Annotated in this window: 10 protein-coding genes and 2 pseudogenes; 4 read left to right on the forward strand and 8 right to left on the reverse strand. The window is 75.3% G+C overall.

The features are described from left to right. The 5 genes and pseudogenes from GUY61_RS23290 to GUY61_RS40375 all read right to left on the reverse strand — a co-directional run. Positions 1–181: pseudogene (locus tag GUY61_RS23290) on the reverse strand (hypothetical protein); the annotation flags it as partial. A gap of 1,771 nt (positions 182–1,952) precedes the next feature. Beyond that, positions 1,953–2,636, reverse strand: coding sequence for a hypothetical protein (locus GUY61_RS23295; protein ID WP_166632183.1), 684 nt, complete (start codon positions 2,634–2,636; stop codon positions 1,953–1,955). Between the two features lie 481 nt (positions 2,637–3,117). Next, positions 3,118–5,424: a molybdopterin oxidoreductase family protein gene (locus GUY61_RS23300; RefSeq protein WP_166632184.1), complete on the reverse strand. Its 2,307-nt coding sequence runs from the start codon at positions 5,422–5,424 to the stop codon at positions 3,118–3,120. 174 nt (positions 5,425–5,598) lie between these two features. Continuing rightward, the gene (locus GUY61_RS23305; protein ID WP_166632185.1) at positions 5,599–6,366 is read right to left on the reverse strand and encodes a class E sortase; all 768 of its coding nucleotides are present in this window, start codon (positions 6,364–6,366) and stop codon (positions 5,599–5,601) included. Positions 6,367–7,089: 723 nt separating this feature from the next. Then, positions 7,090–7,389 (reverse strand): annotated as a pseudogene (locus tag GUY61_RS40375) (hypothetical protein); the annotation flags it as partial. 151 nt (positions 7,390–7,540) lie between these two features. On the opposite strand from GUY61_RS40375, the gene hmgA reads away from it, so the two are divergent. From hmgA to GUY61_RS23330, 4 genes are all read left to right on the forward strand, one after another. Further along, a complete protein-coding gene (gene hmgA, locus GUY61_RS23315; RefSeq protein WP_166632186.1) occupies positions 7,541–8,881 on the forward strand; it encodes a homogentisate 1,2-dioxygenase in 1,341 nt (446 codons plus the stop codon). A gap of 22 nt (positions 8,882–8,903) precedes the next feature. Further along, on the forward strand, positions 8,904–9,668 hold the full coding sequence (locus GUY61_RS23320; protein ID WP_208106356.1) for a GntR family transcriptional regulator: 765 nt from the start codon (positions 8,904–8,906) through the stop codon (positions 9,666–9,668). A 23-nt stretch (positions 9,669–9,691) separates the two neighbouring features. Further along, positions 9,692–10,897 (forward strand): type ISP restriction/modification enzyme, encoded by a 1,206-nt coding sequence (locus GUY61_RS23325; protein ID WP_166632188.1) that lies wholly within the window; start codon positions 9,692–9,694, stop codon positions 10,895–10,897. 454 nt (positions 10,898–11,351) lie between these two features. Then, on the forward strand, positions 11,352–12,581 hold the full coding sequence (locus GUY61_RS23330) for a CaiB/BaiF CoA-transferase family protein (protein WP_166632189.1): 1,230 nt from the start codon (positions 11,352–11,354) through the stop codon (positions 12,579–12,581). A 216-nt stretch (positions 12,582–12,797) separates the two neighbouring features. Here GUY61_RS23330 and GUY61_RS23335 read toward each other — a convergent pair whose 3' ends face one another. The 3 genes from GUY61_RS23335 to GUY61_RS23345 form a co-directional block, all read right to left on the reverse strand. Then, complete coding sequence (locus GUY61_RS23335; RefSeq protein ID WP_166632190.1) at positions 12,798–13,061, reverse strand: hypothetical protein; 264 nt, start codon at positions 13,059–13,061, stop codon at positions 12,798–12,800. 115 nt (positions 13,062–13,176) lie between these two features. Beyond that, positions 13,177–14,001, reverse strand: a complete 825-nt coding sequence (locus GUY61_RS23340) for an anti-sigma factor domain-containing protein (protein WP_166632191.1) — start codon at positions 13,999–14,001, stop codon at positions 13,177–13,179. After that, a partial coding sequence (locus tag GUY61_RS23345) for a sigma-70 family RNA polymerase sigma factor (RefSeq protein ID WP_166632192.1) occupies positions 13,998–14,509 on the reverse strand: 512 nt, incomplete at its 5' end. The genes GUY61_RS23340 and GUY61_RS23345, both read right to left, overlap by 4 nt.

The raw sequence follows: 14,509 nt of genomic DNA on the forward strand, positions 1-14,509 counted from the left end.
TCGCGGGGTCGTTCGCCTTCTCGTCGCCCGCGTGGCCCGCGTCGGCCCCGGCGGAGTCGGAGGATCCCCCGGAGTGCCGCTCCCGCTCGGCGGCGGCGCCCGCGACGGCCGGCTCTCCGGCCGGCGCGTCGTCCCGAGCCCACCAGACGCCGCCCATCACCACCAGCAGCGTGACCAGCACCGTGCGAGTCAGCCGGTACGCCCGGGTCGGCCTGCGCCGACGCCGCGATGTGCCGGGCGGCCGGGGCCACGCCCCGGAACCACGGCCGGAACCACCGCCGGAACCACCGGGTCCCGGCCGGGCCACGGGGCGGCCGGGACCGGCCCCACGGTACGACGCGGGGCGCGGACGAGGGCTCGGCCTGGGCGACCGGCGCGGGTCGGACGGCACCTGCGGGCTTCGGACACCCGCTGCGGGCTCTCCCCGGCGCCGGCTCTCCGGCAGGTAGGCGGAACCGTCGGAGTGTCGGCCCGCGGCTCTGTCCCTGCCCCTGTCCCTGCCCCTGGAATCGGATCCGTCCCCGGCTCGGCCGGCGCCGTCGCGGCGACCGGAGCCGCCCTCGCGCCCCGTCGCCGGTCCGGGGCCGGAAACCGAGTTCGCCCCGAGCGGCGCCCGGCCCGCGGGGGAAGCGGACGGGACGGCTCCGCCCGGACGCGTGACAACCCGATCCCCACCGGGCCCGCCCTCGGTACGCGGAACGGGTGGGCGCCCCCGCACCGGACGGACATCCGCGCCCGCATCCCGGTCGGCGCGGGAGACACCCCCACGCCCGGCGGCCTGGCCGCCCCCGGGGACGAACTCCGCGTCGGGCAGCTCCCGGCCGCCCGGGAGGCCGCCGTGACCGGAAACGGCCCCACCCGCGCCGGACGCCGCGCGGCCTGCCGGGACGACATGGCCGACGTCAACACTCCGGCCTGATCGGCCGGGGGCCGAGCCGGATTCCGCGCCGAGCGGCGCCCGGCCGCCGGATGAGCTCTGGCCGCGCGCACCGTCCTGGCCGGACCGGGAACCCTCCGGCCGGGCGGGGGCCGGACCGGACACCGCCGCGCGACGGTCACCCTGAGGCCGCGAGACGGACCAACGCCCGGCAACGGAACCGGCCCCAGCGTCCCGACCACGCGGTGCCCCAGCGTCCCGACCGCGCGGTGCCCCCGTCCCCGAGTCACCCGGACCGGACCGCGAACCCTCGGGCCGGCGCAAGGCCGAACCCGAGTGCACACCGGACACCGCCCGGAGCCCGGAGGAGCCGGCACTCGCCACACCGTCCGGACCCGCGGCCGCCTCACCCGCACCGGACCGGCGATCCTCCGGCCGGCCGGAAATCGCACCGGACACCGCCTGAGGCCGGGAGGCGCCGCGGTCACGTTCGGACCACGAGACGCATCCACCCGACACAACGGAACCGGCCCCCGCGTCCCGACCACGCGGTGCCCCCGTCCCCGAGCCACCCGGACCGGACCGCGAACCCTCGGGCCGGCGCAAGGCCGAACCCGAGTGCGCACCGGACACCGCCCGGAGCCCGGAGGAGCCGGCACTCGCCACACCGTCCGGACCCGCGGCCGCCTCACCCGCACCGGACCGGCGATCCTCCGGCCGGCCGGAATCCGGACCGGACACCGCCCGGCGCCCCGGGGTGCCGGAGCCGGGCGCGGGCGCCCGGTCCCGACCGGGCCGGGGATCCCCGGAAGCGGCATCCGGACCGGGGGGCCGCCGGACACCGGCAGGTCCAGGCGCCGCGTCCCCGGGGCCGGCGCCCTGTCCGGGCGCCGGCCGGCGCGCCGGTGCGGAGGCGGCACCCGCGCCGTGACGCGGCCGGGATCCGGGACGGCCCCAGTCGGCGATCCCACCGGGGCCGGGGTCGGCCCAGAGCCCCGCCGTGGTGGCGGGACCCGTGCGGGGCCCGGACCGGCCGGGCCCCCGCACCTCTTCCGGGCCGGGGCCGCTGCCGGCCTTACGCGGCACCGTCGAGGCGGCGGAACCGCCGGAAGTAGACCAGTCCGGCCACCCCGACCGCTCCCGCGGCCGCGGCGCCACCGATCTGCGAGGGGCCCGCGGGAACGGCAAGGCCGCCGCCGCCGGCGGGGACCCCGCCCTTCGGGGTCCAGTCGTCGCCGTGCTTCCCCGACGACTCACCCTCGTACTTCGAGCCGGACTGGCCGTGCTCGCGCTCCTCGCCGCCGTACTTGGGGTCCTTCTTGCAGTCGACGGTGAACACCTTCGAGCCGGTGGCCGCGACGTCGGGCGGCGTCGCGGGCGGGGCGGTGACCTCCCAGGCCAGCTTGTACTGACCGTCGATGAGGGAGAGCGGCCTGGTCTGTCCCACACCGCCGGCCAGCGTGATGGTGCCCTCCAGCGCGGGCCCGTTCGGCCGCGGGGGCTTCGGCTCGATCCGGTAGGTCACCTCCGTCGCCACGTCGAAGTTGTCGGCGGCGAGGTAGAACTTGCAGACGTTCGACTCGTCCCGCTGGTCCTGGTAGCGCGTGCCCACGCTGTGGATCTTGACGTCGCCGTTGTCGCCCTGGGCGAACGCGGCGGACGCACCCATCAGGGTGGTGCCTGCGACGGCGAGCGCGGCGACGGCCGCGGCGGCCCCGGTTCGGGAGCCGACGAGGCGTGGGAGTACTGAGGCAGTCATGCGAGGTCCTCCGAGTCAGACGATTTTCATACAAATCGGCCCTTCGCCTGACTGTCTTTCATGTCCGACCGCGCAATCCGTGGCGCAGCGCCGCACGGCTCGCCGGATATCCCCCGTACGGCCCACGAACGCGGCGTCGGCCGCGCCCCTGAACCTGCCCGCGCGCAGCCGTCCACGCCACGGTGGCCAAGCACGTCGGCGCGAGCACGGACGCCCCGGTGCCACAGCCCGGCGGCGGGCACGGACGCCCGTCCGGCCACCGCCGGCCGGACGGGTCCCGGCAGGCCGGGTTGCCGTCCGCGGCGCCGGGCGCGGCGCTCCCGGACCATCGGGGAGCCGACGGCACGGCGCCCGCCGAAGTACCGCGCCACGCGGCCGTGTTGCCCGGCCGGGGCGGTCGCGTGCGACCGCGCGCCGCCGCCCCGGCGGGAACTCACCCCGACGGCACCCGCGTCGGCCGGGGTTCGTACGCAACTCCGTTTCAGACGGCGGGCGTCGGCCGCACCGCCGTGATCTGCACCGGGAAGCCGTTCAGCACGGCGGTTCCGGACAGCGGGTCGAGCCTGGTGCCGTCGAGGAGCTGGTTGACGTTGACGCCGGGCTCCGCGGCGGCGACGGTGAGCCGGGCGCCCGTCCGGTCGTGGCCCCAGCCGTGCGGCAGGCTCACCACGCCGGTCCGCACGGCGTCGGTGATCTCCACCGGCACCTCCAACTCCCCGCCGTCGCCCTTGACTCGGGCGGGCAGGCCCTCGGCGAGCCCGAGCCGCTCGGCGTCCTGCGGATGGACCTGGAGCGTGCAGCGGTTGCTGCCGCCCTTGAGGGCGGGGACGTTGTGCATCCAGCTGTTGTTGGACCGCAGATGCCGGCGGCCGACGAGCAGCAGGCCGCCGGGGCGTTCCTGGAGGGCCCTGCGCAGCCGCGGCAGGTCGGCGGCGATGGGCGCGGGCAGCAGTTCGACCCGGCCGCTGCGCGTCTTGAGGAGCTCCGGCAGCCTGGGCCTCAGCGGTCCGAGATCGAGGCCGTGGGGGTGGGCGAGCAGCTTCTCCAGGTTCATCCCCTCGGGATCGGCGCCGAAGCCGTCGCCGTACGGGCCCAGGCGCAGCATCATGTCGAGCCGCCGCTCGGGGCCCGAGACCCCGGTGAGGAGCCCGGCCAACCGCTGTGCGTCCTGGCCGTGCACGCCTGCGTGCGGGTCGGCGACGGCCTTGCCCAGGGTCTGCCCGATGACCATGTCGTCGACGGCGGAGGCGGGTGCTCCGTGCATCCCGGAGACGGCGAGGATCAGCCGGGAGTGGATCTCGCTCTCGGCGAGCCGACCCGGCTGGAGGGGCACGGCGGCCCTGGTGTAGCGGACCTGGTTGCGTACGGCGAACGCGTTGAAGGCGAAGTCGAAGTGGGCGCTCTGCGAGGGCGGCGGCGGGGGCAGGACGACATCGGCGTGGCGCGAGGTCTCATTGAGGTACGGGTCGACGCTGACCATGAAGTCCAGTCCGGCGAGCGCCTCGTCGAGCCGCTTGCCGTCGGGCGCGGAGAGCACGGGGTTGGCGGCGACGCAGATCAGCGCGCGGACACGGCCCTCGCCGGGGGTGTCGATCTCCTCGGCGAGTGCGGCGGTGGGGAGTTCGCCCTTGGCCTCGGGGTGCCCGCCGACGCGGCTGTGCCACCGGCCGAGCCGGAAGCCGCGGCCGGGTGCCGCCGGGCGCGGGGCGCGGTCGGTGGCCGAGTGGGGGAACATCGCGCCACCGGGCCGGTCGAGGTTGCCGGTCAGGACGTTGAGTACGTCGACCAGCCAGTTGGTGAGCGTGCCGAACTCGACGGTGGAACCGCCGACCCGCCCGTACACGGCCGCGGTGGGTGCGGCGGCGAGTTCCCGGGCGATGGCGCGGATCTCCCCGGCGGGGACGTCGCAGGCCTCGGCGACGGCCTCGGGCGTGAAGTCTTGTACGGCGTCGCGGACCTCGTCGAAGCCCTCGGTGTGCTCGGTGAGACGGCCGGGGGCGGTCAGGCCCTCCTCGAACAGCACATGGGCGAGGGCCGCGAGCAGCAGGGCGTCGGTGCCGGGGCGGACGGCGACGTGGCGGTCCGCGAGACGGGCGGTTCGGGTGGTGCGCGGGTCGATGACCGTGAGGCGCCCGCCGCGCCGCTTCAGCGCCTTGAGCCGGCCCGGGAAGTCGGGGGCCGTGCAGAGACTGCCGTTGGAGTCGAGCGGGTTGGCGCCGATGAGCAGGAGGTGGTCGGTGCGGTCCAGGTCCGGTACGGGAATGGCGAGCGCGTCGCCGAACAGCAGGCCCGAGGAGACGTGCTTGGGCATCTGGTCGAGGGTGCTGGCGGTGAAGACACTGCGGGTGCCGAGTGCCTTGAGGAGGACGGGCGGGTAGAGGGCGCCCGCCATGGTGTGGACGTTGGGGTTGCCCAGGACGACCCCGACCGTGTGCGGTCCGTGCTCCTCGACGAGCGGCCGCAGCCCGGCGGCGACGAGGTCGAACGCCTCTTCCCAGCTCGCCTCCCGCAGCCTGCCGTTCTCCCGGACGAGGGGACGGGCGAGGCGGTCGGGGTCGCCGTCGAGTTCTGGGAAGGCCGCCCCCTTGGGGCAGATGAAACCGCGGCTGAACACGTCCTCGCGGTCACCGCGGGCTCCGGTGACCCGGCCCTCTCCGATGGTCAGGGCGAGGCCGCAGGTGGCTTCGCAGAGCGGACAGATGCGCAGGGCGGTGCGAGTGGTGTCGTTCGGGGACACGGGTCCTCCCGGTACGGCGGCGGCGGTGGCGCGCGGATCGGGCCCGAGCATACCGACCGGTACGCATGGCGGGGAGAGGTGCGCACACCCGGCATCGGCGGCCCCGCCGCCCGGGACCGCCGCCCACCGGGCGGCGACGGCCCCCGGCGCACCCCGGCGGTCGCGCCGCACGAGGTCCCCGAGGGCGCCGGGGTCGCGGAGGCCGCCGCCGGCGCGAGGGGACCGTCAGGGGGCCGGGGCGGTGCCGTCCGGCGGCGTCTGCGCGGTGGAGACGAGGGCGCCGATCTTGTCGATGCGGTGCTCGGGGTTGTTGTTCCCGTCCCGCCAGTAGTTCCCCGCGGCGTTGTCCTCGGGCGTGGCACAGGTGGATATCGTGATCACGGCCTTGGTCGGCTCCTCCCCGGGGCGCCCCGGCACCGCGGCCCTCTGCTCGGCCAGGGAACGCTCCGACCTGAACGATGTCTTACGGGTCTCGGTGATCCGGTACGTGTACACCGTGTCCCCCGCGGTCACCGTGACGGTGTCGCCCGCGTCGAGGAGAGGGAGATCGCGCAGGGGGCCGCCGGCGGACAGGCGGTGCGCGGTGACGAGGTAGTTGCCGGTCTCGCCCGGGCCGACCCCGCCCTTCTCGCCGTACGGACTGGCCGCGACACCGGTGTCCTGGATCCGCGTGCCGGGCCGGTCGTCGGTGGTTCCCTCGTACGGGACGACCCGGAGGTCCTTGACCCCGATGGCGGGAATGCTCAGCGAGGCGGGCTCGCTCCTGGCCCTGGTCGCGTCGGGCGTGGGTGTCGGCGAGGCGTCGGAGACCGACCCGGCTACCGGGTCGATGACGGCCCGGGACGGCGACGGCACCAGCGCCGCGCGGGCGTCGGACGCGGCCCCACCGACTGCGCCGCCGGAGTCGCCGGAGGCGGCACATCCGGCGAGTGCGACGAGCACGGCGAGGAGCCCGCCGGTCAGGGCGGTGACTGCGGTACGACGGGGGGACATGACACTCCGGACCGGCGGCCGGGTCGGTGTTCGCGCTCGGTGGGGACGCAGACCGCCTCCCAACACGGTAAACGACCCCATCCGGGTCCAGACCCGCTCCGGCGGGCGCCCCGGGGCGTGACCCCCGCGCGCGGCCGCGAACTCCGGCGGGTACCCGCGCGCCCTGTTGTGGTCGGCGCCGCCGGCGGCCGCCGGGCCCGTCCCGGTCTTCCGACAGAGCCCGGCCGTCCTCGGGCCCGCTCAGGAACTCGCCGCCGCACGCGGCGAGCGGATGCGCGACGCGGATTCGCTCGCCGCGCACCGGTGCCCGGTGGGGACGAACGCCCGTGCCACGCCCCGGGATCCAGCAGGCTCGGGGCACCGCTCGCCCGCACGGGCACGGCGGGCGTGCCCCGCCGGGACCACCCGCGGCGGCCGGACGCCCGTCCCCCCGCGGCCCGGCACTGTGCACCCGGCGCCCGCTGCTCCGGGGCGGCATCCGCGGGAGGACGCTGCCCGAGCGAGGCCCGCCGGTCCCCCGGCGGGCCGCCACCGGGCATCCCGCGACGTGGGGGACGCCACACCACCCTGGGATCCGGCGGGCGGGCGGTCCGGCGGTCGGGCGGGCGTGTACTCCGCGCCCGCGTCGAGCGCGGCGGGCCGCCGGACCCGGCGCCCGCCGCATCGCGGCAGCGCCCGCCCGGAGACCGCCTCCCGGCGCGGGCGCCGCTCGGTGCGCCGCGCCCCCGACCGGCCCTGCACGCCGAGCCGCAGTCCGGTGAGGCGCCGGGAGAGCAGCATCGCGAACACCAGACTGGTGGCGGTGAGGGGCTCGACCCAGGGTGAGCGCGATGGCGCCGAGCGTCATGCCGACGACCATGACAGCGATGCCGAGCAGCCACTCGGGCATCCGCATGAGGTCGAGCAGCAGCCTGAAGGACAGGAAGTCGGAGAGAGGGGGGCGCGCTGGGCGGCGCGCCGCTGGAGCACGAAGCCGAGCCCGAGGCAGCACGCGGCGCCGACCCCGAGCAGGAACACGGCCACGTTCGTCGGTCCTCCCGTACGCACACCGATCACGACGTGATGACGACTTTCAGCCGACCCTGACGCCCAACCTCTTGCACGTCACCCTTCACCATTCCTATGGTCTTACATAGAAATCAGGTGGGCCTTGTCGACGACGACTGGAGCGGTGATGAGCGGCAACGCGATCGAGCGGGCGCGGAAGACGGCGGAGGGGCTCGAGCATCTGTCCGGCTTCGGCAACGAGCACAGCTCGGAGGCCCTGCCCGGGGCGCTGCCGCACGGCAGGAACTCTCCGCAGCGTGCGCCGCTCGGCCTGTACGCGGAGCAGCTGAGCGGAACCGCGTTCACCGAGCCGCGGTCGCGCAACCGGCGGTCGTGGCTGTACCGCATCCGGCCCTCGGCCGCGCACCCGCCGTTCACCCGGACCGGCAACGGCGCGATCAGGAGCGCGCCGTTCACCGAGGTGGCGCCCGATCCGAACCGGCTGCGCTGGGACCCGCTGCCCGACCCGGCGCCCGGCACCGACTTCGTGGCCGGCCTGTGGACGCTGGGCGGCAACGGCGACGTCACGCAGCGCTCGGGCATGGCGGTGCACCTGTACGCCGCCGACACCTCGATGACGGACCGGGTGTTCAGCGACTCCGACGGCGAGCTGCTGATCGTGCCCGAGCGGGGCGGGCTGCTGCTGCGCACCGAGTTCGGCCTGCTGCGGTGCGAGCCGGGCCACATGGCGCTGATCCCGCGCGGGGTGCGGTTCCGTGTGGAGCTGCTCGACGAGTTCGTCCGCGGATATGTGTGCGAGAACTACGGCGAGCCGTTCGTGCTGCCCGACCTGGGACCGATCGGCGCGAACGGCCTGGCCAATCCCAGGGACTTCCTCGCCCCGGTGGCGGCGTACGAAGACGAAGGAGCCGGGGGGGCCGAGAGCGCCGAGGGGGCCCGGCGGGGGCCGGTCCAGGTGATCAACAAGTTCTGCGGCAACCTCTGGGCGGCCGACTACGACCACTCGCCGCTGGATGTGGTCGCCTGGCACGGCAACTATGTTCCGTACATCTACGACCTGCGCCGTTTCAATGTGCTCGGCACCATCAGCTACGACCACCCCGACCCGTCGATCTTCACGGTGCTGACGGCGCCGGGCGCGGATTTCGTGGTGTTCGCGCCGCGCTGGCTGGTCGGGGAGGACACCTTCCGGCCGCCCTACTTCCACCGCAACGTGATGAGCGAGTACATGGGACTCATCGAGGGCGCGTACGACGCCAAGGCCGAGGGCTTCGTCCCGGGCGGCGGCTCGCTGCACAACATGATGTCCGCGCACGGTCCGGACCGGGAGACCTTCGACCGGGCGAGCGCCGCGGACCTGAAGCCGCAGAAGGTCGACGACGGGCTGGCCTTCATGTTCGAGACACGGTGGCCGGTCACGGCGACCCGGCAGGCCATGGAGGCCGACCACCTTCAGCGCGGCTACGACGAGGTGTGGCAGGGTCTCCAGCGGCACTTCCGGTCCTGACCCGGTACCGCGTCCTTCGTCCTTGGAGTCCCCGGTGACCTTCGCGCCCGATTCGCTGGTCCTCAACCGCAAGCTGCCGCTGTGGTACCAGGTCTCGCAGTCGCTGCGGGCCTCCATACTCGGCCGGCGCCCGCACGAATCGCTGCGGCTGCCCACCGAGAGCGATCTCGCCGAGCACTACGGCGTCAGCGTGCTCACCATGCGGCAGGCGCTGAAGGAACTGGAGGAAGAGGGGCTGATCAGCCGGCACCGCCGGCGCGGCACCTTCATCGAACCGACCGCACAGCGCGGCGCCCCGGTACGGCTTCTGGGCTCGGTGGACGCGATCGTGGCGCAGCAGTCGGGCGAGCGGACGACGCTGCTCGGCCAGGCCGAGACCGGTCCCGTGCCGGGGGAGCTCGCCGAGTTCTTCCCCGACACGGAGACGGTCGTCTCGTACCGGCGGCTGCGCGCCGACGGCGGGAGCGGCGAGCCCACCAACTGGGCGGAGAACGCGGTCCGTCCCGAGCTCGCGGCCCGCATCGACACCGCGGACCTGGAGCGCTGGCCGATGACGAAGGTGCTCCGGGACGTGGTCGGAGTGCGGATCAGCCGGATCACGGACACCGTGGAGGCCAGGCTGGCCGACCCGGAGACGGCACGGCTGCTCCGGGTGCCGCTGCTCAGCCCGATCCTGCACTACACGGGCGTGACCTACGACGAGGACGGGCGGGTGGTGGATGTGGCGCGCATCCACTACAGGGGCGACCGGTTCTCCTTCTCGGTGACGGTCGAGGCCGCCCGCTGACGCGGCAGCGGGAACCGCCTAGCATGCCGACGGTGAGCGATGACGTGCCCGTACTGGACGACCTCATGCCCTGGTCCGTGGCGCCGCTGCGGCTGGGCCGCGGCTGGATCACGGCTCCGGACCGGGGTTCGCTGAAGGCCCGCTGGAACGCGCTCGTGGGGGCCATGGGTGCCGAGCGCGAGGCACTGTTCCGGCCCAGCAGGGCCCGTACGCCGTTCAGCGCCGTGACCGCGCTGCCCGGGCAGTCCACCGGCACGGGCAGACTGGCCCGGGAGAGCGGCCCCTGCCCCGAGCCGGTGCGGGTGCTGCACGGCGCGTTCGATGCGCAGTGGCTGATCCCCGATCACCGGCTGATCGACGGCGCGCGTCCCGAGCTGTGGCGCGTCGCGGACGAGTGGCAGCTGTTCGCCGTCGAACCGGGTTCCGTGCCGGGGACGCCGGCGGGGCCCGGTCTTGTGGCGTCGGCGTGGCTGCCCGACGGGCACTCCCCCGCCGGGCGGCCGGGCAGGATCCGGCCGCTCTACCGCCGTCCGGGAGCCGCGGAGCCCAATCTCGCCCCGGGTCTGACGGACTTCCTCGGCAAGCGCCTGGGCCGCGAGGCGGACGCCGGCGCGGTGCTCGCCTGGGCCCTGGCGGCGGCGCGTCCCACGCCCGCCGGCTGCGCGGTCCCGCTCACCGCCGACCCGGAGCGCTGGGACCGGGGCGTCGCGCTGGGGCGCCGCATGCTGTGGCTGCACACCCGCGGCGCCCGGAGCGCCGAGCGGCCCCGGCTGCCCGGCGGCCGCCGCCCCTATGTGCGGGCGGCGATACCGCCGCGGCCCGCCTCCATCGCGTACGACGACGAGAGCGGGGCGCTCTGTCTCGGCGAGGGCAGGATCGCGCCGACACCGGCGGAGGCCTGGGACTTCCGCGTCTGCGGGGTCCGGGTACTCGAGTCGTGGTTCGAGCGGCGCGCGTTCGGCGCGCCGGCCGCGCCCGGGACCCTGGACGCCATACGGCCGAAGGCCTGGCTCCAGGAGTGGACCTCGGAGCTGCTCGAACTCATCACCGTGCTCGCGCTGCTCGCCGAGGTCGCCCCTCGGCAGGAGGAGCTGGCGACCGGCCCGCTGATCACCGGGGACGAGCTGCGGGAGGCCGGGGTGCTGCCCGTGCCGCGGGCGGCGCGCCGGCCCGCGTCCGTGCTCGACCACCACGAGGAGGGGCCGGGGGGGCAGTTCGCACTGATCTGACCCCGGTCCGGCCCCGCGGGCCGACGGCGAGGCGGCAGCCCGAAGGCCCGCGGGGCTCCGGGCCCGGGCTGTTCGGCGCGGGGCGGGACGGAGGAGTCCGGGGCCAGGACGAGGAGTCCGGGGCATGCGCCGCCCGCCGGACCGGGCGGCCGCACCGCTCCGTCGAACGGACGCCGGACGCCGGACTTCACCCGTCGGCGGCCCACCCGTCGCGGGAGCGCCGGCCAGGTCACCGGGGTGCTGCCCGTGATGTTCGCGTGCTCGCCGGCCCGGGCGGTCCGCCGCAGGGGCCGGGGCCGCGCCCGGAGAGAGCGGCGTTCGCCCGTCGGGGGCGCCTCGGGGGCGGCCCGGCGCAGTCCGCGCTCGTTCCGGTCGGCGGGGTTCTTCGCCCCCAGGCCGGGCCCGGCCTGGGCCGGAGGGCCGGTGGCACCCCGCGTGAGGCAGGATCACCGCCATGGACACACCTGCCACGCACCCGGCGCCCGGCCGGGTCCCCGAGCCGCTCCCCCTGGACGGGATCACCGTCGTCGCCGTCGAACAGGCGGTCTCCGCGCCCTTCGCCACCCGCCAGCTCGCCGACCTCGGCGCGCGGGTGGTCAAGGTGGAGCGCCCGGACGGCGGTGACTTCGCCCGCGCCTACGACACCGCGGCGGCCGGGCTCGCCTCTCACTTCGTGTGGTGCAACCGCGGCAAGGAGTCCGTCGCGCTGGACCTGAAGGATCCCCGGGGCCTGGAACTCCTGCACCGGCTCATCGAGGGCGCCGACGTCTTCGTGCAGAACCTCGCGCAGGGCGCGGCCGCACGGCTCGGGATCGACGCGGCGACGCTGTGCGCACGTCATCCGCGGCTGGTCGCGGTGGACATCTCCGGGTACGGGCCCGAGGGACCGTACGCGCACAAGCGGGCCTACGACATGCTGGTGCAGTGCGAGGCCGGGCTGGTCTCGGTGACGGGGACACCGGAGCAGCCGGTTAAGGCGGGCATCCCGGCGGCCGACATCGCCGCCGCCATGTACGCCTACTCCGGGGTGCTCGCGGCGCTGCTGCGGCGCGGCACGACGGGGCGCGGCGGCCCGGTCGAGGTGTCGATGCTTGACGCGCTCGCCGAGTGGATGGGGCATCCGCTGCACCATGTGATGCACGGCGGCGCCGCCCCGGCGCGCACGGGGGTCGCACACGCCGTCATCTCCCCCTACGACGCGTATCCGACGGCGGACGGCCGGCAGGTGCTGCTGTCGGTCCAGAACGACCGCGAGTGGCGGCGGCTGGCGGAGAACGTGCTGGGCGACCCGGCCCTGGCCGACGATCCGGAGTTCGCGACCAACGCCGCACGCACCCGCAACCGGGAGAAGACCGACGCGCTGGTGGGCCGCGCACTGGCCGCCCTGGGCACGGACGAGGCGATCCGCCGGCTGGAGGCCGCCGGGATCGCGTGTGCGCGCCTCAACGGGGTGCGCGACCTGGCCGGGCACCCGCAGCTCGCGGCCAGGAACCGGTGGCGGGATGTGGACACGCCGGTGGGGCCGCTGCGCGCGCTGCTGCCGCCGGTGGTCCTGCCGGGTGGGGAGGAACCGAGGATGGGGGCGGTCCCTGCGCTCGGCGAACACACCGTGACGCTGCTGCGCGCCCTGGGGGTGACGGAGGGGCGGATCGCGGAACTGCGCCGGGACGGTGTGATCGCCTGAGCGAAGGCGGTTGTTGTGCCTGCGGTGGTGCGCCGTGCCTGTACTGCCGTGCTGTACTGCCGTGTTGCTGTACTGCCGCTGCCTGAAGTGCCGCTGTCCGGCCGCTGCTGCCTGTGCAGCCTGCCGTCGCACCTGCGGTGCCGTCGTCCCGGGGACGTCCGTCTCCGGGCGCGGTACACGCCCGTCGCGCGTACCGCGGCTCTCCCCGGGCGAGGATCAGCCGCGGCTGCCGAACAGCGAACGGCGGAGCCTGCGCAGCGGGGCGAAGAGGGAGACGCGCGCCCCCTTGCCGGTGTGCGCGTGCGTCACGTCACGCGTGGTCAGCTCACGCATCAGCGAGGTCGCCTCGGCCGTCTCCCGCTGCGGCAGGGCGGGGCCGCCGAGCACCGCGAGGTGACGGTCGAGGCGCGAACTGCTCGCACCGCTCCCGCATGTGATGGCAGGCACCCGTGGCCTGCTCCGCACCGTTATCTGTTCCATGTCACTCCCCACCCGTACGAGGGCACTCGGCCCGGGCAGGGTAACCCTATCGCCCCGCGCGGACACCCGGGTATCCCGGCCGCGCGATTCACCTTCCCCGTAAGGGTGTTGACGATTACTGACCGAATCCGGCAGATTCCAGGGCGACTTGGACAAGTGGTTCGGTTGTCGGCTGTGCGGAACCCCCGGCGGGTTCCTCCGTCACCGCGAGCCGCTCGGCGTCCGCCCCGAGTCCGGAGGCGACGACCGGGGAGTCCGCGTCCAGCAGTCCCAGGGACCTGATCTCGTCGTCCGCCTCCATCAGCCACAGCTGGTGCACCCGCCCGCCGGCGGGCTGCGCGAGTCCGGTCACGGTCACCACGGCCCGCTCCAGCGATGGGGAGGCGACGGCGTTGATCCCCCGGCCCCGCACGTCCCGGTCGGTGACGGTACGGGCGTCGGGCGCGGCGAGCACCTGGGAGATCTCCCGGGCCGCGGCACGCTGCCGGTCGAGATCGTCGGAGGCGCGGACGTACAGGACGCCGAGGACCGTGGCGGCGGTCAGCGCGAAGGCGGTGGCGGTCGCCGCCAGCGGGGCGAACAGCGGCCTGCGCCCCGGCCTTGGCCTGTTCGAGGAGGTCCGGGCGCCGCGGGGGCGGCCGGGGTCGGTGCCGAGCACCGGGTCGGTGAAGGAGGACGGCCGGGCGCGTTCCGCGCCGGGGGCGGGCTCCTGCGGGGTGGTGCGTATCGCCGCGAGCACGCGGGCGCGCATCTCGGGCGGCGGTTGCACGGCCACGGAGTGCGCGAGGCGCACCGCGCCGGCGCGCAGGACGCGCACCTCGGCGGCGCAGCGCTCGCAGCGCGCCAGGTGCTTCTCGAAGCGGCGGGCCTCGCCGTGGTCCAGCGCGTCGAGCGCGTAGGGGGCGGCGAGTTGGTGGGTCGAGCGCCTCAGGAGACTCATACCGACGCACCGTCCATGCATTCCCTGAGTTTCATCAGACCGTCCCGCATCCGGGTCTTGACCGTGCCGAGGGGTATGGACAGCCGGTCCGCGACCTCCCGGTAGGTGTAGCCGTCGTAGTAGGCGAGGGTGACCGACTGGCGCTGGAGTGTGGTGAGCCGGTCGAGGCAGCGGCGCACCCATTCGCGTTCCAGGGTGCCCTCCACCGCCTCGGCGACCTGGTCGAAGGCGGGCCCCTGGTCGCGCCGTCCGATCCGCTGCTCGCGCTCGCTCGCGGCCCGCGCGGTGCGCACCCGGTCGACGGCCCTGCGGTGGGCGAGCGTGAGGATCCAGGCGAGCGCGGTCCCGCGCGCCGGGTCGAAGCGCGCCGCGGTACGCCACATCTCCAGAAGCACCTCCTGCGTCACCTCCTCCGACTGGGCGGGGTCGCGCACGACCCGCAGTACGAGCCCGTAGACCGGTCCCGAGACCTGCCCGTACAGCTCCTCGAACGCTCCCTGGTCACCTC

The sequence above is a fragment of the Streptomyces sp. GC420 genome, from assembly GCF_009916105.1.
In the GTDB taxonomy this organism is placed as follows: Bacteria; Actinomycetota; Actinomycetes; order Streptomycetales; family Streptomycetaceae; genus Streptomyces.

Excerpts from the sequence above, each read along its gene's own strand:
- GUY61_RS23295 (WP_166632183.1), bottom strand. The coding sequence starts at position 2,636 with ATGACTGCCTCAGTACTCCCACGCCTCGTCGGCTCCCGAACCGGGGCC.
- GUY61_RS23300 (WP_166632184.1), bottom strand. The coding sequence starts at position 5,424 with ATGCTCGGGCCCGATCCGCGCGCCACCGCCGCCGCCGTACCGGGAGGA.
- GUY61_RS23305 (WP_166632185.1), bottom strand. The coding sequence starts at position 6,366 with ATGTCCCCCCGTCGTACCGCAGTCACCGCCCTGACCGGCGGGCTCCTC.
- hmgA (WP_166632186.1), top strand. The coding sequence starts at position 7,541 with ATGAGCGGCAACGCGATCGAGCGGGCGCGGAAGACGGCGGAGGGGCTC.
- GUY61_RS23325 (WP_166632188.1), top strand. The coding sequence starts at position 9,692 with ATGCCGACGGTGAGCGATGACGTGCCCGTACTGGACGACCTCATGCCC.
- GUY61_RS23330 (WP_166632189.1), top strand. The coding sequence starts at position 11,352 with ATGGACACACCTGCCACGCACCCGGCGCCCGGCCGGGTCCCCGAGCCG.
- GUY61_RS23335 (WP_166632190.1), bottom strand. The coding sequence starts at position 13,061 with ATGGAACAGATAACGGTGCGGAGCAGGCCACGGGTGCCTGCCATCACA.
- GUY61_RS23340 (WP_166632191.1), bottom strand. The coding sequence starts at position 14,001 with ATGAGTCTCCTGAGGCGCTCGACCCACCAACTCGCCGCCCCCTACGCG.